Below are 23,355 nucleotides of genomic sequence, written 5' to 3' on the forward strand. Positions count from 1 at the left end.
GCTTCTGCTGCCAGAAGACGTTATTCTTATATGCGTAAATCGATTCTACACAGCGTAACCGGATTTGTCCGCCTCCTCTATCAAATCGTCTTTTTCGCCGACCGCGCAAGGGGTCTGTTACACAGGAAAATGCCTGTCAGGATCAGCCCGCCGCCCACGCTCATCAAGGCCGTGAGCCGTTCGTCCAATAGCACCGCCCCCAACAGCACCGCCGTCAGTGGGTTGAGGGCAATGAATACACCGGAACGGGTAGCGCCGATCCGGCGAATGCCGTCGTACCAGGCGATGTAGGCCAGGGCGGAGCCCAACACCCCCAGGTAAAGCAAGCTCAACCATTGCCTGCCGTCCAACCCGCGCAGGGCTTCGAAACGAACCTCACCGCCGACCGCACAGGCCAGCCACAGCATCAGCGTGCCCAGCAGAATCGACCAGGTGACGGTCTGCAACGGGCCGAGACTTTCATTCAGGCTGCGCGAAAACAACGAATAGACGCCCCATCCCAGCACGCAGCCGAAAATCAGCAGGTCGCCAATCCAGCCCTGCGCGGACGCCTGCAGCAAGGAAGGATCGCGACTGACAATGACCAGCCCCGCGCCGCCGATGCACAGCGCGATGCCACCGACCTTGGACCGACTCAACCGCTCCTTGAACAACCACCAGGACGCCAGGCCGATCACCGCCGGGTTCAAGGCCACGATCAGCGAGGCCCGCGACGCATTGATGTAGTGCAAGCCGTAGAAGAAACACAGGTTGTAGAAAAGGATGCCGAAGAATCCCAGCACCGCCAATTGCAGACCCTGTTTCACCGTCGGCCTGGCCAGCGGGATCCTCGCCAGGCCGAGGAACAGCAGCAGTGCCACACTGGCCAGCAAAAAACGCAGACTGGCGGCCAACAGGGGCGCCAGGGCATCGGACAGAACCCTGCCAGCCACGAAGGTGCCGCCCCAGATCATGGTGACCATGGACAGCTTCAGGTAGACCGGCAGGTCCGAGGGGGTCGAAAAGGTGTGTTCGAGGGTTTTCATGTTCACCACAGACAAATAAAACGAGGTACACCACCTCGCCACAAGGTGGTGTCTATCCAGTTCGAATCGGATGCCCCATTATCCAGCTCATGTTAAGTCATCGTAAAATGAGCAATTCCTCATGACCCTCACCCAGCTCGAAATCTTCTCCCTGGTGGCCGAACTGCATGGTTTCACCGCTGCGGCGACGCGCTTGGGCATCAGCCAATCAGCGGTGTCCCATGCCATCAAATCGCTGGAGCAGGAACTGGGGGTCGAACTGTTCAGGCGGCACCAGTCCTTGGTAGAGCTCAGCGACATCGGCCAGCAATTGCTCCTGCGCGCCCGCGCCATGCTTGGGCTGGCCAACACCCTGCGCCAGGAAGCCGCCGACGCCCGCGGCATGCGCCGTGGCACTTTGCGCATCGGCTCGTTCGGCCCGACCTCATCGATGAAGCTGTTGCCGGCCATCCTGCAGCGCTATCGTGCCTTGCATCCGGGGATAGAGGTGCACATCGACGAAGGGCCGGACCGGCAAGTCATCCAATGGCTGGATGAGCGACGGATCGATGTCGGCTTCGTGGTACTGCCTGAGGACCGTTTCGATACGTTTGCCCTGATGGAGGACCAGATGGTCGCCCTCCTTCCCACCGCCCACCCCCTCGCCGCCCGAACCAGCTTGAGTCTCAGCGATCTGTGCCACGACCCCTTCGTGCTCACCGAGGCCGGATCGGCGGAGCTGGTCACTCGCCTGTTCAGTGCCGCCCGGCTCACCCCGAATGTGCGTTATCGCTGTTCACAGTTGCTCAGCACCTTGAACACCGTCAGCCGGGGCGAGGCCGTGACCGTGATCTCCGAAGGCTCGCTGCCACAGGGGGACCAACCGCACTTCGTCGTACGGCCCTTGTCGCCCCCGGTACCGCGCCAGATCGGCCTGGCGGTGCTGGACAGTCGCCAGGTTTCGCCTGCCACTCGGGCATTTATCGAATTGGCTTTGGCTATTGAATGAAGAAAGCCTGGGTTGTACTGGGCGATATCGTAATGCCATCTATCGACAAGCGAAGCACAACTTCCAATCGGATTACCCATTTGAATCTATACTTTGTACACACACCGACCTGGCGCAGACTGCGATGCAACTTGAGGAAAACGTTTGCTCTTGTTACATGATGAAAAAGATACGATTTACACTGTCCGGTTTAACTACTACAATTTTTCTGCCTGTGCTGGATAGCAGGAGAGTCATTTATCACGAGGCGCTTCAAAGCGCTTGGCTTATAGCTTTGTCTGCGGTTGGTCTCAGCCAAATATTTGATTGGAGTAACGATAATTGTCCAGACTCGTTGAATTTCGTAAAGCCGAAAAGGCCCTTCAGGATCAGCTCAAACAGTTGGAATTGCTGAAGAATGATGCCGGGCTCAAGAAAGAAATCGAATTCGAAGAAAAGCTCCAGGCACTGATGAAGACCTACGACAAGGGTTTGCGCGACATCATCGCAATTCTTGACCCAAACCCGTCAAAAGCGGGGGCTTCATCGGCCAAGGCGCCTAAAACCCGCCGTGCCCGAGTGGTCAAGGTCTATCAGAACCCGCACACCGGCGAACTGATCGAAACCAAGGGCGGTAATCACCGCGGCCTGAAAGCCTGGAAAGAACAATACGGCGCAAGCACCGTCGACTCCTGGGTACGTACCTGACATCCAGGATGAATAAAAAAGCCCTGAACATAGCAGGGCTTTTTCATGGACTCACACTTCTGGAGTAAGCCTGGCGCATTAGGTGGATAGCCTTATAGTTTCAGACTATTTCGTACCGCCTGTATTTCATCCTGGCTTTCAACAAACACCTGGGCCTGTCCCGCATAGGACAGTACATAAGCCCGACCTTCATTAAGTGCTGCGACCAGTGTCTGAGACAACACATGTCGGCCGTTCTGCGTGATCGTACAGGTAGTTTCCAGGGCGGTTACCCCGCCCAATAGGGATGCATGAATCTTATTGCATACACTTTGATAACCACCCTGAAAAAAATCCTTCTGGATCGACTTGCGCATTTCCAGAAGCACGCCTTGCAAGTTGACTTGATGACCGGGCTCGGTGGGCGTGGTGGTCAGTTCCATGACCATCACGGCATTGCCTGCCGGGTCATTCTTGGTCGCCCGTTGCCGAGAGGTTCCCGGTGCCACCGGCGCGACAGATGCATCGGCAGGCAGCGGCTCGATGAACCAGCCCTGGGGCCAGGTGACCTGCGGTTCGGCGGCCTGGACGGCGGTATTTGCAGCCATGGCAAAAAACAGGACGAACAACGAAAGGAACGGTCGAATCATTGCGCTGCACTCAAGGACGAATCGCGAAGTCTGAAGCTCACTGCAGCACCAGGCAATAGCCGCACATGGTTTGGCGATGCCGCGCACCCTGCGTATCATGTTTGACGCAAGCCACAGAACCGTCGCGCCAAGCCCTGCGACGTCGTTTGCCCCACTTATTTTCCGGAGGGCCCATGAGCCTGCACGAACTCGACACTTTCCCGGGCGTCACCGCCCAACCCGATGCTGCCACGGCCAACTTCGTCTTCAACCACACCATGCTGCGGGTCAAGGACATAACCAAGTCCCTGGATTTCTACACCCGCGTACTGGGTTTCTCGCTGGTGGAAAAGCGCGACTTCCCTGAGGCCGAATTCAGCCTGTATTTCCTCGCCCTGGTGGACAAGCGCCAGATCCCGGCGGACGCTGCGGCGCGCACCGAGTGGATGAAATCGATTCCTGGCATCCTGGAACTGACCCACAACCATGGCACCGAAAGCGACCCGGCGTTCGCCTACCACAACGGCAACACCGACCCACGCGGGTTCGGTCACATCTGCATCTCGGTACCGGATGTGGTCGCAGCCTGCGAACGCTTCGAAGCGTTGGGCTGTGACTTCCAGAAGCGCCTGAGCGACGGCCGCATGAAAAGCCTGGCGTTCATCAAGGACCCGGATGGCTACTGGGTCGAGATTATCCAGCCTGCGCCGCTCTAAGACCCACCGAGAAACCTAGCTGTGGTAGCAAGGCTCTCCCTCCACAAACCTGTGGGAGCAAAGCTTGCTCGCGACGACGGTAAATTCAGTCAGCAACAATGTTGACTGGTCTAGCGCTATCGCGAGCAAGCTTTGCTCCCACAGGGCTCGGTGGTGGATATGAAAGCTCAATAAAAAACCCCACGGGCCAGGCCCATGGGGTTTTGTTTTTCCAGTGCCTGGCTGTTTATGCTGGCGCGGAAGTCCGGATCAGATGGTCGAAGGCGCTCAACGAAGCCTTGGCCCCCTCGCCTACGGCGATCACGATCTGCTTGTACGGCACGGTGGTCACATCGCCAGCGGCGAACACACCGGGGATGGAGGTTTCACCCCGGGCGTCGACGATGATCTCGCCACGCGGTGACAGCTCGACAGTACCTTTGAGCCAATCAGTGTTGGGCAACAGGCCGATCTGCACGAATATCCCTTCCAGCGCCACGTCACGCACTTCACCGCTTGGACGGTCCTTGTAACGCAGGCCGTTGACCTTCTGACCATCGCCCGTCACTTCGGTGGTCTGGGCATTGGTCACCACCGTCACGTTCGGCAAACTGTGCAGTTTGCGCTGCAACACCGCGTCGGCGCGCAATTGCACATCGAACTCCAGCAAAGTCACATGGGCCACGATGCCGGCCAGATCGATGGCCGCTTCGACACCGGAGTTGCCCCCGCCGATCACCGCCACGCGCTTGCCCTTGAACAGCGGACCGTCACAGTGCGGGCAGTACGCCACGCCCTTGTTGCGGTATTGCTGCTCGCCCGGCACGTTCATTTCACGCCAGCGGGCGCCAGTTGCCAGGATCACGGTCTTGGCCTTGAGGCGCGCACCGCTGGCGAACCGGACTTCGTGCAGAGCGCCGTCCGTGCCTGGTATCAGCGCATCGGCACGTTGCAGGTTCATGATGTCCACGTCGTACTGCTTGACGTGCTCTTCCAGGGCGACGGCCAGTTTCGGCCCTTCGGTTTCCTGGACCGAGATGAAGTTCTCGATGGCCATGGTATCGAGCACCTGACCGCCGAAGCGTTCGGCCGCCACACCGGTGCGGATGCCTTTACGGGCCGCATAGATCGCTGCCGACGCGCCAGCCGGGCCACCGCCGACCACCAACACATCGAAGGCGTCCTTGGCGCTGATTTTTTCGGCCTGGCGTTCGATGCCGCTGGTGTCGATCTTGGCGAGAATCTCTTCCAGGCCCATGCGGCCCTGACCGAAGTTCTCACCGTTCAGGTAGATGCTCGGCACGGCCATGATCTGACGTTCATCGACCTCGGCCTGGAACAGCGCACCGTCGATGGCTACGTGGCGGATGTTCGGGTTCAGCACCGCCATCAGGTTCAGCGCCTGGACCACGTCCGGGCAGTTCTGGCACGACAGCGAGAAATAGGTCTCGAAGTTGAACTCGCCTTCAAGGGCGCGGATCTGTTCGATAACTTCGACACTGGCCTTCGAAGGGTGGCCGCCGACTTGCAGCAAGGCCAACACCAGCGAAGTGAATTCGTGGCCCATGGGAATACCGGCGAAACGCAGGCTGATATCGGCTCCCGGGCGGTTCAACGAGAACGAAGGCTTGCGCGCATCGGTGCCGTTGTCGAGCAAGATGATCTGGGTGGAGAGACTGGCAATGTCTTTGAGCAGCGCCAGCATTTCCTGGGATTTCGCACCGTCGTCGAGGGATGCAACGATCTCGATCGGTTGGGTGACCCGTTCCAGATATGACTTCAACTGAGCTTTAAGATTGGCGTCCAACATACGGGCGATTTCCATTTTTGAATTTCAGAAAAAACAACGCCCGAGCGAATCTCGCCCGGGCGTTTTTTGGGGGCGAAGCGGCTTACTTGATCAAGAGCTGATCGCCCTCGGATGACCCACGGGCTTAGATCTTGCCAACCAGGTCCAGGGACGGAGCCAGGGTGGCCTCGCCTTCTTTCCACTTGGCTGGGCAGACTTCGCCAGGGTGAGCAGCGACGTACTGGGCGGCCTTGATCTTGCGCAGCAGCTCGGAAGCGTCACGGCCTACACCGCCGTCGTTGATTTCGACGATCTTGATCTGACCTTCAGGGTTGATCACGAAAGTACCGCGGTCAGCCAGGCCAGCTTCTTCGATCAGCACGTCGAAGTTGCGGGAGATGGTCAGGGTCGGGTCGCCGATCATGGTGTACTGGATCTTGCCGATGGCTGGCGAAGTGTTGTGCCAGGCAGCGTGGGCAAAGTGAGTGTCGGTGGACACGCTGTAGATCTCGACGCCCAGTTTCTGGAATTCGGCGTAGTTGTCGGCCAGGTCTTCCAGTTCGGTTGGGCAAACGAAGGTGAAGTCAGCCGGGTAGAAGAACACGACAGACCACTTGCCTTTCAGGTCGGCGTCCGACACTTCGACGAAAGCGCCGTTTTTGAATGCGGTAGCTTTGAACGGTTTAACTTGGCTGTTGATGATAGGCATCGGTGTTTCTCCATCAGGGTTGAAAAGTTGATGGAGAGAAGCTTACCCACTCATGCCCAACCTGGCTCATTGGCAAAGCTGATGCGAATAATTGGTTTTGGCTATCAGGGAACGGTATAGATAGAAAAAATCTGTAGAAGCTGCCGCAGCCCGGCAGCTTCTACTCCACAGCGTCAGGCCGCGGGGGTGCGCATGGTGACGAACTCTTCGGCGGCAGTCGGATGCACGCCAATGGTTTCGTCAAAATCGCGCTTGCTGGCGCCGGCCTTGAGGGCAATGGCCAGGCCCTGGACGATTTCCCCGGCGTCCGGGCCAACCATGTGGCAACCCAGGACCTTGTCGGTCCGGGCATCCACCACCAGCTTCATCAGCGTACGTTCCTGACAGTCGGTCAGGCTCAGCTTCATCGGCCGGAAACGGCTTTCGAAAATCTGCACCTCATGCCCCTCTTCCCGGGCCTGCTCCTCGCTCAGGCCAACCGTGCCGATGTTCGGCAGGCTGAATACCGCGGTGGGAATCATCCGGTAGTCCACCAGGCGGTACTGCTCGGGCTTGAACAGGCGCCGCGCCACCGCCATGCCTTCGGCCAGGGCGACGGGTGTCAGCTGTACGCGCCCGATCACGTCGCCAATGGCAAGGATCGACGGCTCGGAGGTCTCGTATTTTTCATTGACCTGGACAAAGCCCTTCTCATCCAACGTGACAGCGGTGTTCTCCAGGCCGAGGTTATCGAGCATCGGCCGCCGGCCGGTGGCGTAGAACACGCAATCGGTCAACAGCGTGCGGCCGTCCTTGAGCGTCACCTCCAGGCTGCCATCGGCCAGCTTGTCGATGCGCTGGATATCGGCATTGAACTGCAGATCCAGGCCCCGGCGCGTCAGTTCCTCGGCCAGGTGCTTGCGCACCGCGCCGTCAAAGCCGCGCAAGAACAGCTCACCGCGATACAGCAAGGACGTCTGCGCCCCCATGCCGTGGAAAATCCCAGCGAACTCCACCGCAATGTAGCCCCCCCCACCACCAGCACGCGCTTGGGCAGTTCCTTGAGGAAAAAAGCCTCGTTGGAGCTGATGGCATGCTCACGCCCCGGAATCTGCGGGATGACCGGCCAACCGCCGGTGGCAACCAGGATGTGCTCGGCAGTATGGCGCTGGCCATTGATCTCGACCTCATGAGGACCGGTGATCTTCGCATGGCCCTCATGCAACGCCACGCCGCTGTTGACCAGCAGATTGCGATAGATGCCGTTGAGGCGGTTGATCTCCTGGTCCTTGTTGGCAATCAGCGTGGCCCAGTCGAAACTCGCCTCGCCCGCCGACCAGCCGTAGGCTGAAGCCTGCTCGAAGTCTTCGGCATAATGCGCGCCGTAGACCAGCAGCTTTTTCGGAACGCAACCAACGTTCACACAGGTACCGCCCAGGTAACGGCTTTCCGCCACGGCCACCCTGGCGCCAAAACCGGCGGCAAACCGCGCAGCCCGCACACCACCGGAACCGGCGCCAATCACATACAGGTCAAAATCGTAGGCCATTTACTGTCTCCTTAGGCAGGCCATCAGCATACCCGCTGTTTCCAGACGGGTCAGCGTTGCGTGGGTTATGGGGGCGGAAAATGAAAAAGCCAGGGTGAGCGTCATCAAGCCAAGCGCGGCTCCTGTGGCGAGGGGATTTAGCGAAACGTCGCACCGCCCCGCTGGGCTGTGAAGCGGCCCTAAAACCAGGCGACTTGGTGTGTCAGGCAGATTGAGTTGGTTGGTTTGGGGCTGCTATGCAGCCCAGCGGGGATAAATCCCCTCGCCACAGGGTTCTATGCCAGACACGGCAATACATTGCCCCAAAAAAAACGCCCCGAACCAGTCGGGGCGTTTTTCAGTCCGCGGCGTGGGCTATCAGTAAGCCTTGCCGGTCTTGTAGAAGTTCTCGAAGCAGAAGTTGGTCGCGTCGATGTAGCCTTCGGCACCACCGCAGTCGAAACGCTTGCCCTTGAACTTGTAGGCCATGACGCAGCCGTTCTGGGCTTGCTTCATCAGGGCGTCGGTGATCTGGATCTCACCGCCCTTGCCTGGTTCGGTCTGTTCGATCAGGTCGAAAATGTCCGGCGTCAGGATGTAACGGCCGATGATCGCCAGGTTCGACGGAGCGTCTTCAGGCTTTGGCTTTTCAACCATGCTGTGCACACGATAGATGTCGTCGCGGATCATTTCGCCGGCGATCACGCCGTACTTGTTGGTTTCCTGCGGATCGACTTCCTGGATCGCCACGATGGAGCAGCGGAACTGCTTGTACAGCTTGACCATCTGGGTCAGCACGCCGTCGCCTTCCAGGTTGACGCACAGGTCGTCCGCCAGTACCACGGCGAAGGGTTCGTCGCCGATCAGCGGACGGCCGGTCAGGATCGCGTGGCCCAGGCCTTTCATTTCGGTCTGGCGGGTGTAGGAGAACGAACACTCATCCAGCAGCTTGCGGATACCGACCAGGTATTTTTCCTTGTCGGTGCCCTTGATCTGGTTTTCCAGCTCGTAGCTGATGTCGAAATGGTCTTCCAGCGCGCGCTTGCCACGGCCGGTCACGATGGAGATTTCCGTCAGGCCCGCATCAAGGGCTTCTTCGACACCGTACTGGATCAGTGGCTTGTTCACCACCGGCAGCATTTCTTTGGGCATGGCCTTAGTCGCTGGCAGGAAGCGAGTACCGTAACCGGCTGCTGGGAACAAGCATTTCTTGATCATATGAATCCTTTAAAAGGCGGTGTGTACGACGAGTTTCGGCGCAGTCTAATCAGGCCGCAGGCACCTTACAATGCCTGCACTGGCCAACCGATGCCATCATAGAGAAATAAACCGGCGGATAGTTCAATCGCCTTTCGTTTCGGGGGTTCAACGGTCTTGCTGCAAGCCCGCAGGCACCGTTTGCGTGCATTTGGCGTATCATGGCGCCCTTGATCCCGCCAATGAGGCAGCTAGATGTCGGCAACACGAAACGCAAACGGTTATTCGGTCAGTCAGGACAAGGACGGCCAGTGGTGGATTGTCAATTACCATGGCGAGCAGGTTGCCGGTCCCTTGCCCACCAAGACCATGGCGGTGGAAGTGGCCGCGGTGTTCCAGGATGAGCGTCCTGCGCCCGCCGCCAAGGAGCGCGAAAAAGCTCCGGCACGCACCGATCGCCGCAAGAAATAACCGGACGGGCCTGGGTCAATTGCCTTGTGGCGTTGGCGCAGGCCTGTTGTTTATCTGTACCGAAATGACCATTCGCTATAACCTCGCGCTTGTCCCTTCCCTTGCGATGACCACTCCATGAGAACTTTTCTGGCGCTGTTTACGGTCCTGGCCCTGGCGGGTTGTGCCTCGACTGAAAATACCTATCTGGCCAACGGCGAACAGGGCCTGACCATTGACTGTTCAGGCGAAGCCAATTCCTGGGCCGCCTGCTATGAAAAGGCAGATGCCTCCTGCGCCGGCACCGGCTACCGTATCGTCGGCACCGAAGGTACGCCCCAGGCCAATGAAAGCGACAAGACCCTGGGCGTGAATGTCGGCAACTTCACCAGCCGCAGTGTCGTGGTGGTATGCAAGTAAGCTCCAGACGGAGCTGATACCTTTCTCAGCCGGAAATACAGGCGTTGGCCGCATCCTGCACATCACCCGGGCGCAGCGGTACATTGGACATGCTTTCATGCAGCTTGATGCTGCTGCCGCTGGAGCGTTCGTCAATATCGAACACGGCCGCCGGCAGGCTCGATAGTTTGCCGGGAACGATCAGCCGGACGCCGTTCTTATGGGGTTCCATCTGCAATGCGCCACGGCTGCCGGCCAGCTTGTCGGCGACGCATTTGGCATATTCGTGAGGTTTCTTACCGGAGATAACGCTCATGGTGGGCGGCGTCTGGTTGATGTCCGATACCGATGCACATCCACTTACGGCCACTGCCAACACCCACGCACTACGCTTCATATGATTCCTCCGACAAAGACCCTCCGACAGCGTAGAAGCTGTTTTTCTCCGGCGCCCTGCATTTTTTTATCCGCTACTGCTGCGCTAAATCAGCAAAGCCGGGTCGAGGGCTAATGCCAGTCAGTCAAGCCACAAACCTGTTGGAGCAAAACTTGCTCGCGATTGCGGTAAGCCAGTCAGCAGCAATGTGGACTGCTCTGTCGCTATCGCGAGCAAGCTTTGCTCCCACAGGTTTTGCGCCGTATTAGGCTTTTCGTACAGAGCCTAGGTCGAGGGCCGGCTATTTCACCCTCGGTGCTGATAAACTGCGTCCCATTATTGCAGCCCCCTACCGTGTCGAGCGTGTAGAAAAAGCCCTTCTGGAGGCGCCCATGAAATTCATCCACCAACGCGAGCACCTCAACGAAGACGATATTGTCGTCATCGAATGCTCCCAAACGTGCAACATCCGCTTGATGAACGACGCGAACTTCCGCAGTTTCAAAAATGGCGGACGGCATACTTACCATGGCGGCGCGTTCGATACGTTCCCGGCGCGGATCACCGCACCGAGCACCGGTTTCTGGAACATCACCATCGATACCGTCAGCCGTCGGGCCATCAGCGTCACGCGCAAGCCGACCCTGACCCACAAGATCAAAATCATCCGGCGCTCCAGCTCGAAACTGAGCTGAGCCCCCAGCTCACATAGGCAAAACCGTGGCCCAGACAACCAAATACGTCATCAAGTACAAACTCAACGACGAACGCCGCTTCGAGTTCGCGCAGCTGGAAACCGGCACCAAGGAAGAAGCCCGGGCGGCGCTGGAAGCGATGCATGGAAAGTCCGACGATGTGATCAGCGAGGTCAAGGTCAGCAAGGCGTTGTAAAGCTTTTTGTGGCGAGGGGATTTACCCCCTCGCCACAGGGTGATGCGGCGTGAGAGATGGCCCCCGGTCCAGAATGGAACATTGACCGCAAGCCCCGGAGTGTTGGCCAACAGGACATCCACCAAACTGACCAATCCTCTCCCCCAGGATTGTCACCATGTCTCCTCCGCCCCAGTTCATCAACGCAGTCGACCTTCCAGCCCTGGAACAGAGCCTCGAGCAGGATGGCAGCGGCGTGCTTCGCCACCTGTTGTCGGCGACTCAATGCCGACAGCTCAGCAGCCTGTACGCGCAGTCCGGGCTGTTCCGTTCCCGGGTGATCATGGCTCGCCACGGCTTCGGACGCGGCGAATATCAGTATTTCCGCTACCCGCTGCCCGCTATCGTCCAGCAACTGCGAGAAGCGTTGTATCCGCTGTTGGTGCCCCTGGCCAATCGCTGGAACGAACGCATGGACCTTGAGGTGAGATACCCCGACGCGCACAGCGATTTCATCCAGCACTCCCATGACGCCGGGCAACAGCGTCCGACGCCGTTGCTGCTGCAATACGGTCCCCAGGATTACAACTGCCTGCACCAGGATCTGTACGGCGAGCAGGTGTTCCCGCTGCAGGTGGCGATTCTGCTGTCGGAACCGGGCCAGGACTTTACCGGTGGCGAGTTCGTGCTTACCGAACAACGCCCGCGCATGCAGTCACGTCCCCAGGTCATCGGTCTGAAACAAGGCGATGCCGTGGTGTTTGCCGTGCATCAACGACCGGTCAAAGGCGTTCGCGGTTATTATCGGGTGAACATGCGCCATGGCGTCAGCCGCGTGCACAGCGGCCAACGGCACACCCTCGGAATCATTTTTCATGACGCGCAATGACGACACCCCGATCACGCTGGACCTGTTCGCCGACGAGCCGACGACGACACCCGGGCAGATCGAACAGATTGGCCAGCAGGCGTTCGTGCTGCGCGGCTTCGCCCTGCCTTGGCTGGAACGGTTGCTGCCGGACCTGGAAACGATCCTGGAGGCTGCGCCGTTTCGGCAGATGGTCACGCCCGGCGGCTTTACCATGTCGGTGGCCTTGAGCAATTGCGGCGCGTTGGGCTGGACCACCGACCGCAGCGGCTATCGCTACACCACCTATGACCCACAGAGCGGCCGCCCCTGGCCCGACATGCCGACGCTGTTCCGCGAACTGGCCCGGGCCGCCGCGCGGACAGCACATTTCGAGGACTTCGTGCCCGACGCCTGCCTGATCAACCGCTACGTGCCGGGCGCGCGGATGTCGTTGCACCAGGACAAGGACGAGCACAGCCTCACCGCCCCCATCGTCTCGATCTCCCTGGGTCTGCCGGCGGTGTTCCAGTTCGGCGGATTCGAGCGCAGCGACAAGCCCTTGCGCGTTCCGCTGTTTCACGGCGACATCGTGGTCTGGGGCGGCGTCGACCGGCTGCGTTACCACGGCGTGCTGCCGCTCAAGGACGGCCGGCATTCACGGCTGGGCGCGCAGCGCATCAACATGACATTCCGCACCGCCGGATAACCGTGCAGAATTCAACCGCAAGAGCCGGAGTGTCGCCCTCCCGCAGGCTGGTTACGGTAGCCAAAACGGGCCAATGGACAAAACGACCATGAACACCACTTCGAACACCCTCGCCCCTGAACTGGATCCCCGCTGGGCCGCCGTGCTCGCCCGGGACCCACGCGCTGATGGGCAATTCGTCTACGGCGTGAAAACCACCGGTATCTACTGCCACCCCAGCAGCCTGTCGCGCCTGCCCAATCCGCGGAATGTCGAATTCTTCGACACGCCGGAACAGGCCCAGGCCGCCGGCTATCGTCCCAGCAAACGCGCCGCCAGGGACCAGACCCAGGTGGCCGCCCAACAAGCCGCCCGGGTCGCGGCGGCCTGCCGGCAGATCGAGGCGGCAGAGGAGCTGCCAGGGCTCAATGAACTGGCGCAAAGCGCAGGCCTGAGCCCCTTCCATTTCCATCGGATCTTCAAGACCGTCACTGGCCTGACCCCCAAGGGCTATGCCGCCGCCCACCGCTCGCGCAGGGTGCGCGAACGCCTGGCCGACGCGGGGACCGTCACCGAAGCGTTGTACGACGCCGGCTTCAACTCCAACAGCCGCTTTTACGAAGCGGCCGATAAAGTGCTGGGCATGAAACCCGCCGACTACCGTGCCGCCGGGCAGAACACCGACATCCGCTTCGCCGTCGGGCAATGCTCCCTGGGAGCGATCCTGGTGGCGCAAAGCGAACGAGGCGTGTGTGCCATCCTGCTGGGGGACGACCCGGACGCGCTGGTCCGCGACCTGCAGGATAAATTCCGCCGCGCCAACCTCATCGGCGCCGACCGGGAATTCGAGCAACTGGTCGCCCAGGTGGTCGGCTTCATCGAAGCGCCCGCCCTGGGCCTGAACCTGCCCCTGGATTTACAAGGCACGGCGTTCCAGGAGCGAGTCTGGCAGGCCCTGCGGGAGATTCCGTCCGGCAGCACCGCCAGCTACGCCGAGATCGCCCAGCGCATCGGCCTGCCCAAGGCCGTGCGCGCAGTGGCCCAGGCCTGCGGCGCCAACAGCCTGGCCGTGGCGATCCCCTGTCACCGGGTGGTGCGCAGCGACGGCAACCTCTCGGGCTATCGCTGGGGCGTGGAGCGCAAGCGTCAGTTGCTGGCGTTGGAGCGCTCGTCCGGGGACTGAACGCCAATGTAGATCGCCACCGAATCGGGGCCGCTGTAGACCTCGAAGTCGGTGGCGAAGCGGCGCACCGTCTGTGGGTTGTCGGCGAAATACGCCCAGATCAGACCCCAGGTCTGGATCACGCAGTCGGGCATCGGCCCCTTGGCCGAGAACACCAGGTAATCCCCGCCCTCGATGTCCACGGCGGGGTAGCCTGGACTCGTCGCGTCGACCTCCACGCCGGCCGTCACATCGAAGTGCCCGGTCGCATCGGACTCATAATTGGAATACACCCCATAGACGAACGACTCCGAGCGTCTGGCTGGAATCCGGTCGAACAGGCCCTCGGTGAAGAACTGCTCCCACATCGGGCCGATCCTTGCCGTGTCGGGTTGCTGCTCATCGGTGTTGCGGGTGCGGACCTGCAAACCCGCCACGCTAAAGGGTTCGACTGCCTTGAGTTTTACATCCATGGCTAAGGCTCCTGGGTGAGTGAAGCACGCATGGTAATCCTCTCGCCCGAGGGATCAAGCGCTGCCTTCGATTGAAAAACTCGACTGGCCCTGGCGGGGCCACACCTGCTACAAACGGGGTTTCTTGCCCTGCCGGAGCACCCTGCACATGAGCCAATGGCCAGACACCCGCCTCCTCGACCTGCTCGGTATCGAGCTGCCCATTATCCAGGGGCCGCTGGCCGGGGTGACCGGGCCCGCCATGGTGGTCGCCACCTGCAATGCCGGCGGGCTGGGCTCGATGCCGGCGGCGATGCTGGACGTCGAGCAACTGCGCCAGGCATTGACGACGATCAGCGAGCAGACCGACAAGCCGTTCAATGTGAACTTTTTCTCCCATCAGCCACCGGCCTTCGACGAGCAGCGGGCCGAGGCCTGGAAGCAGCGACTCAAGCCCTACTATGACGAACTGGGCGCCGATTTCGAGGCGCCGACGCCGGTGTCCAACCGCACGCCATTCGACGATGCCGCCTGCCGGGTGCTGGAGGAGATGCGACCGAAAGTGGTCAGCTTCCATTTCGGCTTGCCGGAGCAATCCCTGCTGGATCGGGTAAAGGCCACCGGGGCGAAGATCCTTTCTTCGGCAACCACCGTCGAGGAGGCTATCTGGCTGGAACAGCACGGTTGCGACGCGATCATCGCCATGGGCTACGAAGCCGGCGGCCACCGTGGGATGTTTCTCAGCGACGACCTCAACACCCAGGTAGGTCTGTTCGCCTTGCTGCCCCAAGTGGTGGATGCGGTGAAAGTGCCGGTGATCGCCACCGGCGGCATCGGCGATGCGCGGGGAATCGTTGCGGCGTTTGCCCTCGGCGCATCGGCGGCGCAACTGGGCAGCGCGTACCTGTTCACCCCCGAGGCCAAGATCAGCGCATCCCACCACCGGGCGCTGCGCACCGCCCGGGAAAGCCAGACCGCCGTGACCAACCTGTTCACCGGGCGGCCGGCCCGGGGCATCGTCAACCGGGTGATGCGCGAAGTCGGCCCGATGAGCCCGCTGGCACCGGCATTTCCCCTGGCAGGTGGTGCCTTGATGCCGCTACGGGCCAAGGACGAAGCCGATTTCAGCAACCTCTGGGCGGGCCAGGCGTTTCCCATGGGCCGGGAGTTGCCGACCGGCGAACTGACCCGGCGCCTGGCTGATGAAACACTGGCGCGGCTTGGCAAGTGTTCAAGTGCCTGAGAGCCTCATCGCCGGCCCGGACGCCATCGCGAGCAGGCTCGCTCCCACAGTGTCCGGTACTAGAACAGGATCAAGCACAGATCCCTGTGGGAGCGAGCCTGCTCGCGATGAGGCCGGCACATTCTCACCCCACTGCCAACAGCAACAACACAAAACTCACATTCCGTTTGTCAGGCATTCGCTATATATTTCCGTATATAGCGAAACCACCCCTTACGGAGTCTTCAATGCGCCCCACCCGCTTCGCGTCATTGCTGCTGACCACCTTCCTGGCCGCTGGCGCCGTCGAGGCCGATGAAGTACAGGTGGCCGTGGCCGCCAACTTCACCGCACCGATCCAGGCCATCGCCGCTGACTTCGAAAAAGACACCGGCCACAAACTGGTGGCAGCCTACGGTGCAACGGGGCAGTTCTATACCCAGATCAAGAATGGCGCGCCCTTCGAAGTGTTCCTCGCCGCCGATGACACCACCCCGGCCAAGCTGGAAAACGAAGGTGACACCGTCAAGGGTTCACGCTTCACCTACGCCATCGGCACGCTGGCGCTGTGGTCGGCCAGGGACGGCTATGTCGACGACCAGGGCCAGGTCCTCAAGAACAACGGCTTCCAGCACCTGTCCATCGCCAATCCCAAGGCCGCGCCCTACGGCCTGGCCGCGACCCAGGTGCTGGACAAACTGGGGTTGGCCGCAGAGGTCAAGGGTAAGATCGTCGAAGGCCAGAACATCACCCAGGCCTATCAATTCGTCTCCACCGGCAACGCCGAACTTGGCTTCGTGGCGCTGTCCCAGGTGTACAAGGACGGCAAGCTCACCAGCGGTTCGACATGGATCGTCCCGGCCGAACTGCACGACCCGATCAAACAGGACGCGGTGATCCTCAGTAAAGGCCGCGACAACCCCGCCGCCAAGGCATTGATGGACTACCTCAAGGGCCCGAAAGCCACCGCCATCATCCAAGCCTACGGTTACCAACGCTAAATGCCGCTGACCAGTGCCGATTATTCAGCGATCTGGCTGACCCTCAAACTCGCCTCGCTGACCACAGTGATTCTGCTGCTCATCGGCACGCCCGTCGCCCTGTGGCTGTCGCGCACCCGATCCTGGTTGCGCGGGCCGGTGGGTGCGGTGGTGGCCCTGCCGCTGGTGCTGCCGCCTACGGTGATCGGTTTCTATCTGCTCCTGGCATTGGGGCCCAATGGCTGGATCGGTCAGTTGACCCAGGCCCTCGGGCTGGGCACCCTAACGTTCAGTTTCGCCGGGCTGGTAGTCGGCTCGGTGATCTATTCCATGCCGTTTGTGGTGCAGCCCCTGCAGAACGCGTTCTCGGCCATCGGCAGTCGCCCCCTGGAGGTCGCCGCCACCCTGCGCGCCGGTCCCTGGGACACCTTCTTCAGCGTCATCCTGCCCCTCGCCCGCCCCGGCTTCATCACCGCGGCCATCCTCGGCTTCGCCCACACTGTCGGCGAGTTCGGCGTGGTGCTGATGATCGGCGGCAATATCCCGGACAAGACCCGGGTGGTGTCGGTGCAGATCTACGACCACGTCGAAGCCCTGGAATACGCCCAGGCCCACTGGCTGGCGGCGGCGATGCTGGTATTTTCATTCGTTGTGCTGCTGGCGCTGTATACCCGCCGCAGGACCCGGACAGCCTGGAGCTGATCGATGATTCAGGCGCGTTTGCAGCTCGACCAGGGCGATTTTTCCCTGGACCTGGATGTGCAACTGCCGGGCCGGGGCGTGACGGCGTGGTATGGTCCATCCGGCTCCGGCAAGACCACCTGCCTGCGCTGCATCGCAGGCCTGGAGCGCGCGCCACGAGGCTTCGTGCGGATCAACGGCGAGGTGTGGCAGGACAGCGAGCGCGGTATGTTCGTGCCGCCCCATCAACGGGCAGTGGGATATGTGTTCCAGGAGGCGAGCCTGTTCAGCCATCTGTCGGTGCGGGCCAACCTGGCATTCGGTCTCAAGCGCATCGCCCCGGGGCAACGGCGGGTGGACATGGACCAGGCCACCGAACTGCTGGGCATCGGCCACTTGCTCGACCGCCAGCCCCACAACCTGTCCGGCGGTGAGCGCCAGCGGGTGGGCATCGCCCGCGCCCTGCTGACCAGCCCACGCCTGTTGTTGATGGATGAGCCGCTGGCCGCGCTCGACATCCGGCGCAAGAACGAGATCCTGCCCTACCTGCAACGGCTCCACGATGAGCTGGACATCCCGGTGCTGTACGTCAGTCATTCCCAGGACGAAGTGGCGCGCCTGGCCGATCACATTGTGTTGCTCGACGGTGGCCGCGCGCTGGCCAGCGGGCCGATTGGCGAGACCCTGGCGCGGCTCGACCTGCCGCTGGCCCTGGGGGATGACGCCGGCGTGGTGATCCAGGGTACGGTCAGCGATTACGACCCCGCCTATCAATTGCTCACCCTGACACTGCCCGGTAGCCCGCTGCACGTGCGGGTAGCCCATACGCCGCTGGCCATCGGGCAGCCGCTGCGCTTCAAGGTCCAGGCCCGGGACGTCAGCCTCAGCCTGGCGAACGATGCCCAGACCAGTATCCTCAATCGCTTGCCGGTCACGGTGACCAGCGAACTGGCCGCCGACAACGCCGCCCACGTGCTGATCCGCCTGGAAGCCGCCGGCACGCCGCTGCTGGCCCGCATCACCCGCTATTCCCGCGATCAGTTGGCGCTGCACCCGGGGCAGGTGCTGTGGGCGCAGATCAAGGCGGTGGCGGTGTTGGCCTGAGCAGTAGACGCGGCCTGACAGCCGACCGGTCTTTTGAAGCGTTCGCTATTCCCTGTGGGAGCGAGCCTGCTCGCGATAGCGGTGGTTCAGTTGCATTGATGCTGAACGTACCGCCGTCATCGCGAGCAGGCTCGCTCCCACAGGGGTTCTGGGTGTTCTCAGAATTTCGGCACGACCGCAACGGGCCGCGGTCAATGAATCCATAGGCCACCGCATAGCTGCCAAGGATTTCTCCATGCCCGACACTCCGCTGCCCGAAGCATTGCCGGCCGATCTGCATTATGTCGACGACACCGGCCCCGGTATCACCCGCAGGAAGTTACGGGGCAAGTTCTGTTATTTCGATCCTCAGGGTCAACGTATCACCGATGCGGCCGAAATCCAGCGCATCAATGCCCTTGCGGTGCCGCCAGCCTATACCGATGTGTGGATCTGCACCGACCCGCGCGGGCATCTCCAGGCCACCGGCCGGGACGCACGCGGGCGCAAGCAATACCGTTACCACGCGCGCTGGCGCGAGGTGCGCGATGCCGACAAGTATTCGCGGATGCTGGAGTTCGGTCGCACCCTGCCCCGCTTGCGCAAACGCCTGGAGGCGATTCTCGCGACACCCGGTTTCAGTCGCGACAAAGTCATGGCCACCGTCATCACCTTGCTGGACGTGACCTTGATCCGCGTCGGCAACAGCCAGTACGCCCGGGAGAATCGCTCTTATGGCCTGACCACCCTGCGCAGCAAACATGTCGAGGTCAACGGCAGCGCCATCGCCTTCCAGTTCCGTGGCAAGAGCGGCGTCGAGCACCAGATCACCGTGAAGGACCGGCGCCTGGCACGGATCATCAAGCGCTGCCAGGAAATACCCGGGCAGAATCTGTTCCAGTACCTGGACGAACACGGTGAGCGCCACGCCATCAGTTCCTCGGACATCAATGCCTACCTCAAGACCCTGACCGGCGCCGAGTTCACCGCCAAGGATTACCGCACCTGGGCCGGCAGTGCGGCGGCCCTGGCAGGCTTGCGGACGTTGGGCTGGGAAACCGAGACAGAAGCGAAAAAACACATCGCCGAGATGGTCAGGCAGGTCGCCCGGCAATTGGGCAATACGCCGTCCGTCTGTCGCAAGTGCTACATTCATCCTGCGGTGCTGGAAGGTTTCCTGCTCGGCACGTTGAAGCAACTGCCCAAGCCCCGGGCCCGTAAAGGTCTCAGCGAAGAAGAAGCCGGGCTGGCGATTTTTTTGCAACGGGTGATGCAAGCCACGCAAGCGTGCGAGTCGAAGTTCGGAAGCTGACACGACCCGAACAATGGTCTCTCCCTCAGGAACATCCAGCCAACGGTGAACTCCCAACTGTACGGTCCCGCAATACCTCACGCGTGAAATCGACAGGAGTCCTCGATGTCTGAACACATTGTCCATTTTCATTGCCAGATCGATCAGGGAACCACCGAACGTTTCCGCGACAACTGCCTGGAGGCGATCGAGAAAGGCGCAGATTCACTGATGCTCAATCTCTCCACGGTCGGCGGCAGCACCAACTTCGGCTTCACCCTCTACACCTTCATCAAGTCCCTCCCCGTGCCGGTGCGTGCGGTAAACGCCGGCAATATCGAATCCATGGGCATCGTCATGTACCTGGCCGCCAGCGACCGCACCACAACCCCTCATTCGCGCTTCCTGATCCATCCCATGAACTGGTATTTCGGCCAGAAATCGGTGGATCACTCGCGTCTGCGCGAATACCTGTCCAGCCTGGACAACGACGTCGCGCGATACGTGGAGATCTACGTCAAGGAAACCGCCGGGGCTGCCACGCAGCTGGATATATTCAAATGCCTGTGCAATGAGGAACGGGTCATTCCGGCGGAAAACTCCCTGGCCTTCGGCATCGCCCACCGGGTCGAACAGGTGGTCTTCCCCACGGACGCCAGGCACTGGAAAGTCAGCGGTGGTGAGGATTGAGGCCCCGGGTGGCGCAACGCCTGTCAGTTAAGCCACCGTTTGTGGGAGCAACGCTCTTTTAATGCGATTAACAAAATGAGGTATTCCTTGCTTCATTATAAAAATATTCAATTCCTTACAACTACGAAGCGAAGCGGCGAGACAACTCTTTTAATTAACATCCAATGACCATTCGTCGCCAGTACAACGCTTTTATTAAACTTCCTTCGCCACTTACCTTTCACATTTAATGCGAGGCACGTTGCTCGCTTAAACCAGTATGAGGATTCTCGAAATGGCTAACAGCGGAAACAAAAACCCAGGCAACTTCGCAAATGATCGTGAAAAAGCATCTGAAGCCGGTAAGAAAGGCGGACAGGCATCGGGCGGCAGCAACACCAACGACCGCCAAAAAGGCTCTGGCGCTGGCAGCAAAGGCAGCGAACGCGGCCAGAGCGGCGCTGGCAGGAAGTCCTAACCCCTGAGACCCGCTGGGGCGCAGCCTTGCTGCGCCCTGGTGCTCGATGAATCGAGGTGAAGCATGAGCACCCCGGAGCGGTTCATCGTCAGCTTTATCGCCAACGGCCAACCTGATAGCCGCGTGATGCAAGCCGACAGCGAGACATTGAGTGTCAGCGAAGCCGAAGCCCTGTTAAGAGTTTCTTTCAGTGAACTCCAAGACGCTCAATTGAGTGATGTTCAAGTTCAGAAAAGAACACGACCCATTGAACAGGAACATGGCGTACCCGGACACTTTAAACAGCCATAGCTGATAGTGTTTAAATGTTTATCAGGTTATCCGAGAGCCGATCAACGCTGCGCATAAGTCTTCTTCAGCGTATCGATCCACGCCAGGTCCAGGCTCGACTGCTCAGTGTCCAGGCCCATCCCCCGCATCGTCTCCGCATGTCCATCGGCTTCTCGCACCAGCGCCTGCTGATCACTTGAATTGCCATCCAGCTGATGCATCTGGGCCAGCCCCAGGTGATAGAACCGCAACACCTTCATGGCGACCGGATCCCGGGCCTGTACGCCGTCCGTCACCTGATGCATGACGTTGGTGACGCGCATCAGATTGCGCTTGAGTTGCCAGCCGTACACCGCCGCCGCCATCCAGGGTTGCGTCCAGAGATACAGACGCATCAGCGCGGCCATCACCAGCACTGCCACAATCACCCCGCCGAGGTTGAAGCGAAAATTATCGGCCCCAGGCGTGCCGAACAGCATCACGGCCAGGCTGGACAACAGCATGGCCAGCGCCAGGAACACCACGGCGATGATCAGTGTGCTGCGGCGGGTCTGCTGTCGGTAGAGGTCGGCGTCCCACGGTTTGATCTCGAACATCGCAGTGCAATTTCCTTGTACGGGACAAAAAGAGTCGAGCATTATCGCCTGCCCGGCCGATTTAGCTATGCTGGGGCTCATTTTGTGCGGCAGACGAGCCGAAGGAACCGGATCAAAGTCCATGGCGATACCACAAGGATCGTGCGATCTTTGCGCGGGGACGTTTTTTTCAAGATGCCGTCGTTGTGTGCACGGCATCGTTTTCAAGGAAAGCTGAATGACTCAAAGACATGTAATCAACGCTTCAGTGAGCCCGAAAGGCAGCCTGGAGACCCTGTCCCAGCGCGAAGTCCAGCAACTGAGCGAAGCCGGTTCCGGCAGCATCTATACCTTGTTCCGCCAGTGCGCCCTGGCCATCCTCAATACCGGCGCCCATGTCGACAACGCCAAGACCATCCTGGAGGCCTACAAGGACTTCGAGATCCGCATTCATCAACAGGACCGTGGCGTGCGCCTGGAACTGTTGAACGCGCCGGCCGACGCCTTCGTCGACGGCGAGATGATCGCCAGCACCCGGGAAATGCTGTTCAGCGCCCTGCGCGACATCGTCTACACCGAGAACGAGCTGGACAGCCAGCGCATCGACCTGAGCTCGTCCCAGGGCATCAGCGACTACGTCTTCCACCTGCTGCGCAACGCCCGCACCTTGCGTCCAGGTGTAGAGCCGAAAATCGTCGTGTGCTGGGGTGGTCACTCGATCAACACCGAAGAATACAAGTACACCAAGAAGGTTGGCCACGAACTGGGCCTGCGCAGTCTGGACATCTGCACCGGCTGCGGCCCGGGCGTGATGAAGGGCCCGATGAAAGGCGCCACCATTGCCCATGCCAAGCAACGCATCCATGGCGGCCGCTACCTGGGCCTGACCGAACCGGGCATCATCGCCGCCGAGGCGCCAAATCCGATCGTCAACGAGCTGGTGATCCTGCCGGACATCGAGAAACGCCTGGAAGCCTTCGTGCGTGTCGGCCATGGCATCATCATCTTCCCGGGCGGTGCCGGTACGGCGGAAGAGTTCCTGTACCTGCTGGGCATCCTGATGCACCCGGCCAACCAGGACCTGCCCTTCCCGGTCGTGCTCACGGGGCCGAAAAGCGCCGCGCCGTACTTCGATCAGTTGCATGCCTTTGTCGGTGCGACTCTCGGCGAAGCGGCCCAGAAGCATTACCAGATCATCGTCGACGACCCGGCCGAAGTGGCACGGCAGATGACTCAGGGGCTCAAGGAAGTGAAGCAGTTCCGCCGCGAGCGCAACGACGCCTTTCACTTCAACTGGCTGCTGAAGATCGATGAAGGCTTCCAGCGTCCGTTCGATCCGACCCACGCCAACATGGCCAGCCTGGGCTTGAGCCTCGACCTGCCGTCCCATGAGCTGGCCGCCAACCTGCGCCGTGCGTTCTCCGGAATCGTGGCCGGTAACGTCAAGGACAAGGGGATCCGCCTGATCGAAGAACACGGCCCTTACGAAATCCACGGCGACCCCGCCATCATGGAACCCCTCGACCGCCTGCTCCAGGCCTTCGTCGCCCAGCACCGGATGAAACTGCCGGGCGGCGCGGCCTATGTGCCGTGCTATCGCGTGGTGACCTGACCCTCCGGAACACCCGGCCCCTTGTGGGAGCGAGCCTGCTCGCGA

27 protein-coding genes and 1 pseudogene are annotated in these 23,355 nt (G+C 60.7%); 19 read left to right on the forward strand and 9 right to left on the reverse strand.

From position 1 onward, the window contains the following. Positions 1 to 80: 80 nt before the first annotated feature. Entirely contained in the window at positions 81 to 1,025 is a 945-nt protein-coding gene (locus PCOSP_RS18220) for a DMT family transporter (RefSeq protein WP_139648657.1), read from the reverse strand. Positions 1,026 to 1,146: 121 nt separating this feature from the next. Between PCOSP_RS18220 and PCOSP_RS18225 the strand changes: the two genes are divergently transcribed. Both PCOSP_RS18225 and PCOSP_RS18230 read left to right on the forward strand, forming a co-directional pair. Further along, a complete protein-coding gene (locus tag PCOSP_RS18225) occupies positions 1,147 to 2,013 on the forward strand; it encodes a LysR family transcriptional regulator (protein ID WP_139648655.1) in 867 nt (288 codons plus the stop codon). Positions 2,014 to 2,334: 321 nt separating this feature from the next. Further along, a complete protein-coding gene (locus tag PCOSP_RS18230) occupies positions 2,335 to 2,700 on the forward strand; it encodes a histone-like nucleoid-structuring protein, MvaT/MvaU family (protein WP_139648653.1) in 366 nt (121 codons plus the stop codon). Positions 2,701 to 2,792: 92 nt separating this feature from the next. On the opposite strand, the gene PCOSP_RS18235 is transcribed toward PCOSP_RS18230, so the two are convergent. Beyond that, positions 2,793 to 3,329 (reverse strand): DUF4946 domain-containing protein, encoded by a 537-nt coding sequence (locus tag PCOSP_RS18235; RefSeq protein WP_139648651.1) that lies wholly within the window; start codon positions 3,327 to 3,329, stop codon positions 2,793 to 2,795. Between the two features lie 173 nt (positions 3,330 to 3,502). On the opposite strand from PCOSP_RS18235, the gene gloA reads away from it, so the two are divergent. Continuing rightward, on the forward strand, positions 3,503 to 4,024 hold the full coding sequence (gene gloA, locus PCOSP_RS18240) for a lactoylglutathione lyase (protein ID WP_139648649.1): 522 nt from the start codon (positions 3,503 to 3,505) through the stop codon (positions 4,022 to 4,024). A 226-nt stretch (positions 4,025 to 4,250) separates the two neighbouring features. Here the strand turns inward: gloA and ahpF are convergent, their stop codons facing one another. The 4 genes and pseudogenes from ahpF to galU all read right to left on the reverse strand — a co-directional run bounded on the left by ahpF (position 4,251) and on the right by galU (position 9,226). Beyond that, the gene (ahpF, locus tag PCOSP_RS18245) at positions 4,251 to 5,813 is read right to left on the reverse strand and encodes an alkyl hydroperoxide reductase subunit F (RefSeq protein WP_139648647.1); all 1,563 of its coding nucleotides are present in this window, start codon (positions 5,811 to 5,813) and stop codon (positions 4,251 to 4,253) included. 124 nt (positions 5,814 to 5,937) lie between these two features. Beyond that, a complete protein-coding gene (ahpC, locus tag PCOSP_RS18250) occupies positions 5,938 to 6,501 on the reverse strand; it encodes an alkyl hydroperoxide reductase subunit C (RefSeq protein ID WP_020294651.1) in 564 nt (187 codons plus the stop codon). A gap of 173 nt (positions 6,502 to 6,674) precedes the next feature. Further along, positions 6,675 to 8,029 (reverse strand): annotated as a pseudogene (gorA, locus tag PCOSP_RS18255) (glutathione-disulfide reductase). Positions 8,030 to 8,386: 357 nt separating this feature from the next. Next, positions 8,387 to 9,226 carry a UTP--glucose-1-phosphate uridylyltransferase GalU gene (galU, locus tag PCOSP_RS18260; RefSeq protein WP_003182953.1) on the reverse strand — a complete coding sequence of 280 codons (840 nt, stop codon included), beginning with the start codon at positions 9,224 to 9,226 and terminating at the stop codon, positions 8,387 to 8,389. A 234-nt stretch (positions 9,227 to 9,460) separates the two neighbouring features. Here galU and PCOSP_RS18265 point away from each other — a divergent pair, with 234 nt between their 5' ends. Together PCOSP_RS18265 and PCOSP_RS18270 are read left to right on the forward strand one after the other, a co-directional pair. After that, on the forward strand, positions 9,461 to 9,676 hold the full coding sequence (locus tag PCOSP_RS18265) for a hypothetical protein (protein ID WP_041022205.1): 216 nt from the start codon (positions 9,461 to 9,463) through the stop codon (positions 9,674 to 9,676). 117 nt (positions 9,677 to 9,793) lie between these two features. Further along, a complete protein-coding gene (locus PCOSP_RS18270; protein ID WP_139648644.1) occupies positions 9,794 to 10,075 on the forward strand; it encodes a hypothetical protein in 282 nt (93 codons plus the stop codon). A 25-nt stretch (positions 10,076 to 10,100) separates the two neighbouring features. On the opposite strand, the gene PCOSP_RS18275 is transcribed toward PCOSP_RS18270, so the two are convergent. Then, on the reverse strand, positions 10,101 to 10,451 hold the full coding sequence (locus PCOSP_RS18275; protein WP_139648642.1) for a hypothetical protein: 351 nt from the start codon (positions 10,449 to 10,451) through the stop codon (positions 10,101 to 10,103). A 371-nt stretch (positions 10,452 to 10,822) separates the two neighbouring features. On the opposite strand from PCOSP_RS18275, the gene PCOSP_RS18280 reads away from it, so the two are divergent. The 5 genes from PCOSP_RS18280 to ada all read left to right on the forward strand — a co-directional run bounded on the left by PCOSP_RS18280 (position 10,823) and on the right by ada (position 14,018). Beyond that, entirely contained in the window at positions 10,823 to 11,125 is a 303-nt protein-coding gene (locus tag PCOSP_RS18280) for a DUF1883 domain-containing protein (protein ID WP_041022208.1), read from the forward strand. 25 nt (positions 11,126 to 11,150) lie between these two features. Next, entirely contained in the window at positions 11,151 to 11,321 is a 171-nt protein-coding gene (locus PCOSP_RS18285; protein ID WP_464709225.1) for a hypothetical protein, read from the forward strand. Between the two features lie 157 nt (positions 11,322 to 11,478). Then, positions 11,479 to 12,189, forward strand: coding sequence for a 2OG-Fe(II) oxygenase (locus PCOSP_RS18290; RefSeq protein WP_464709227.1), 711 nt, complete (start codon positions 11,479 to 11,481; stop codon positions 12,187 to 12,189). Beyond that, positions 12,176 to 12,856, forward strand: coding sequence for a DNA oxidative demethylase AlkB (gene alkB, locus PCOSP_RS18295; protein WP_464709228.1), 681 nt, complete (start codon positions 12,176 to 12,178; stop codon positions 12,854 to 12,856). The genes PCOSP_RS18290 and alkB overlap by 14 nt, the downstream gene beginning before the upstream one ends. 88 nt (positions 12,857 to 12,944) lie before the next feature. Further along, positions 12,945 to 14,018, forward strand: a complete 1,074-nt coding sequence (ada, locus tag PCOSP_RS18300; RefSeq protein WP_464709230.1) for a bifunctional DNA-binding transcriptional regulator/O6-methylguanine-DNA methyltransferase Ada — start codon at positions 12,945 to 12,947, stop codon at positions 14,016 to 14,018. Here the strand turns inward: ada and PCOSP_RS18305 are convergent. Then, positions 13,982 to 14,470 carry a GyrI-like domain-containing protein gene (locus PCOSP_RS18305; protein WP_139648634.1) on the reverse strand — a complete coding sequence of 163 codons (489 nt, stop codon included), beginning with the start codon at positions 14,468 to 14,470 and terminating at the stop codon, positions 13,982 to 13,984. The genes ada and PCOSP_RS18305 overlap by 37 nt on opposite strands. 148 nt (positions 14,471 to 14,618) lie before the next feature. Between PCOSP_RS18305 and PCOSP_RS18310 the strand changes: the two genes are divergently transcribed. The 8 genes from PCOSP_RS18310 to PCOSP_RS18345 all read left to right on the forward strand — a co-directional run bounded on the left by PCOSP_RS18310 (position 14,619) and on the right by PCOSP_RS18345 (position 21,144). Continuing rightward, the gene (locus PCOSP_RS18310) at positions 14,619 to 15,692 is read left to right on the forward strand and encodes an NAD(P)H-dependent flavin oxidoreductase (RefSeq protein ID WP_139648632.1); all 1,074 of its coding nucleotides are present in this window, start codon (positions 14,619 to 14,621) and stop codon (positions 15,690 to 15,692) included. A 227-nt stretch (positions 15,693 to 15,919) separates the two neighbouring features. Further along, positions 15,920 to 16,672 (forward strand): molybdate ABC transporter substrate-binding protein, encoded by a 753-nt coding sequence (gene modA, locus PCOSP_RS18315; protein ID WP_139648631.1) that lies wholly within the window; start codon positions 15,920 to 15,922, stop codon positions 16,670 to 16,672. Next, complete coding sequence (gene modB / locus PCOSP_RS18320; protein ID WP_139648629.1) at positions 16,673 to 17,353, forward strand: molybdate ABC transporter permease subunit; 681 nt, start codon at positions 16,673 to 16,675, stop codon at positions 17,351 to 17,353. Positions 17,354 to 17,356: 3 nt separating this feature from the next. Then, the gene (gene modC / locus PCOSP_RS18325) at positions 17,357 to 18,436 is read left to right on the forward strand and encodes a molybdenum ABC transporter ATP-binding protein (protein ID WP_464709231.1); all 1,080 of its coding nucleotides are present in this window, start codon (positions 17,357 to 17,359) and stop codon (positions 18,434 to 18,436) included. A gap of 235 nt (positions 18,437 to 18,671) precedes the next feature. Then, positions 18,672 to 19,727: a DNA topoisomerase IB gene (locus tag PCOSP_RS18330; protein WP_139648625.1), complete on the forward strand. Its 1,056-nt coding sequence runs from the start codon at positions 18,672 to 18,674 to the stop codon at positions 19,725 to 19,727. Positions 19,728 to 19,832: 105 nt separating this feature from the next. Continuing rightward, positions 19,833 to 20,396, forward strand: a complete 564-nt coding sequence (locus PCOSP_RS18335; protein WP_139648624.1) for an ATP-dependent Clp protease proteolytic subunit — start codon at positions 19,833 to 19,835, stop codon at positions 20,394 to 20,396. Between the two features lie 274 nt (positions 20,397 to 20,670). Then, positions 20,671 to 20,853, forward strand: coding sequence for a con-10 family general stress protein (locus PCOSP_RS18340; protein WP_139648623.1), 183 nt, complete (start codon positions 20,671 to 20,673; stop codon positions 20,851 to 20,853). A gap of 63 nt (positions 20,854 to 20,916) precedes the next feature. After that, entirely contained in the window at positions 20,917 to 21,144 is a 228-nt protein-coding gene (locus PCOSP_RS18345; protein ID WP_175362168.1) for a hypothetical protein, read from the forward strand. A gap of 41 nt (positions 21,145 to 21,185) precedes the next feature. Here PCOSP_RS18345 and PCOSP_RS18350 read toward each other — a convergent pair whose 3' ends face one another. Then, on the reverse strand, positions 21,186 to 21,719 hold the full coding sequence (locus tag PCOSP_RS18350) for a DUF3087 family protein (RefSeq protein WP_464709233.1): 534 nt from the start codon (positions 21,717 to 21,719) through the stop codon (positions 21,186 to 21,188). Between the two features lie 217 nt (positions 21,720 to 21,936). Between PCOSP_RS18350 and ppnN the strand changes: the two genes are divergently transcribed. Further along, a complete protein-coding gene (gene ppnN, locus PCOSP_RS18355; RefSeq protein ID WP_139648620.1) occupies positions 21,937 to 23,310 on the forward strand; it encodes a nucleotide 5'-monophosphate nucleosidase PpnN in 1,374 nt (457 codons plus the stop codon). The last annotated feature ends 45 nt before the right edge of the window (positions 23,311 to 23,355 follow it).

This window comes from Pseudomonas sp. MAFF 730105 (assembly GCF_055380705.1).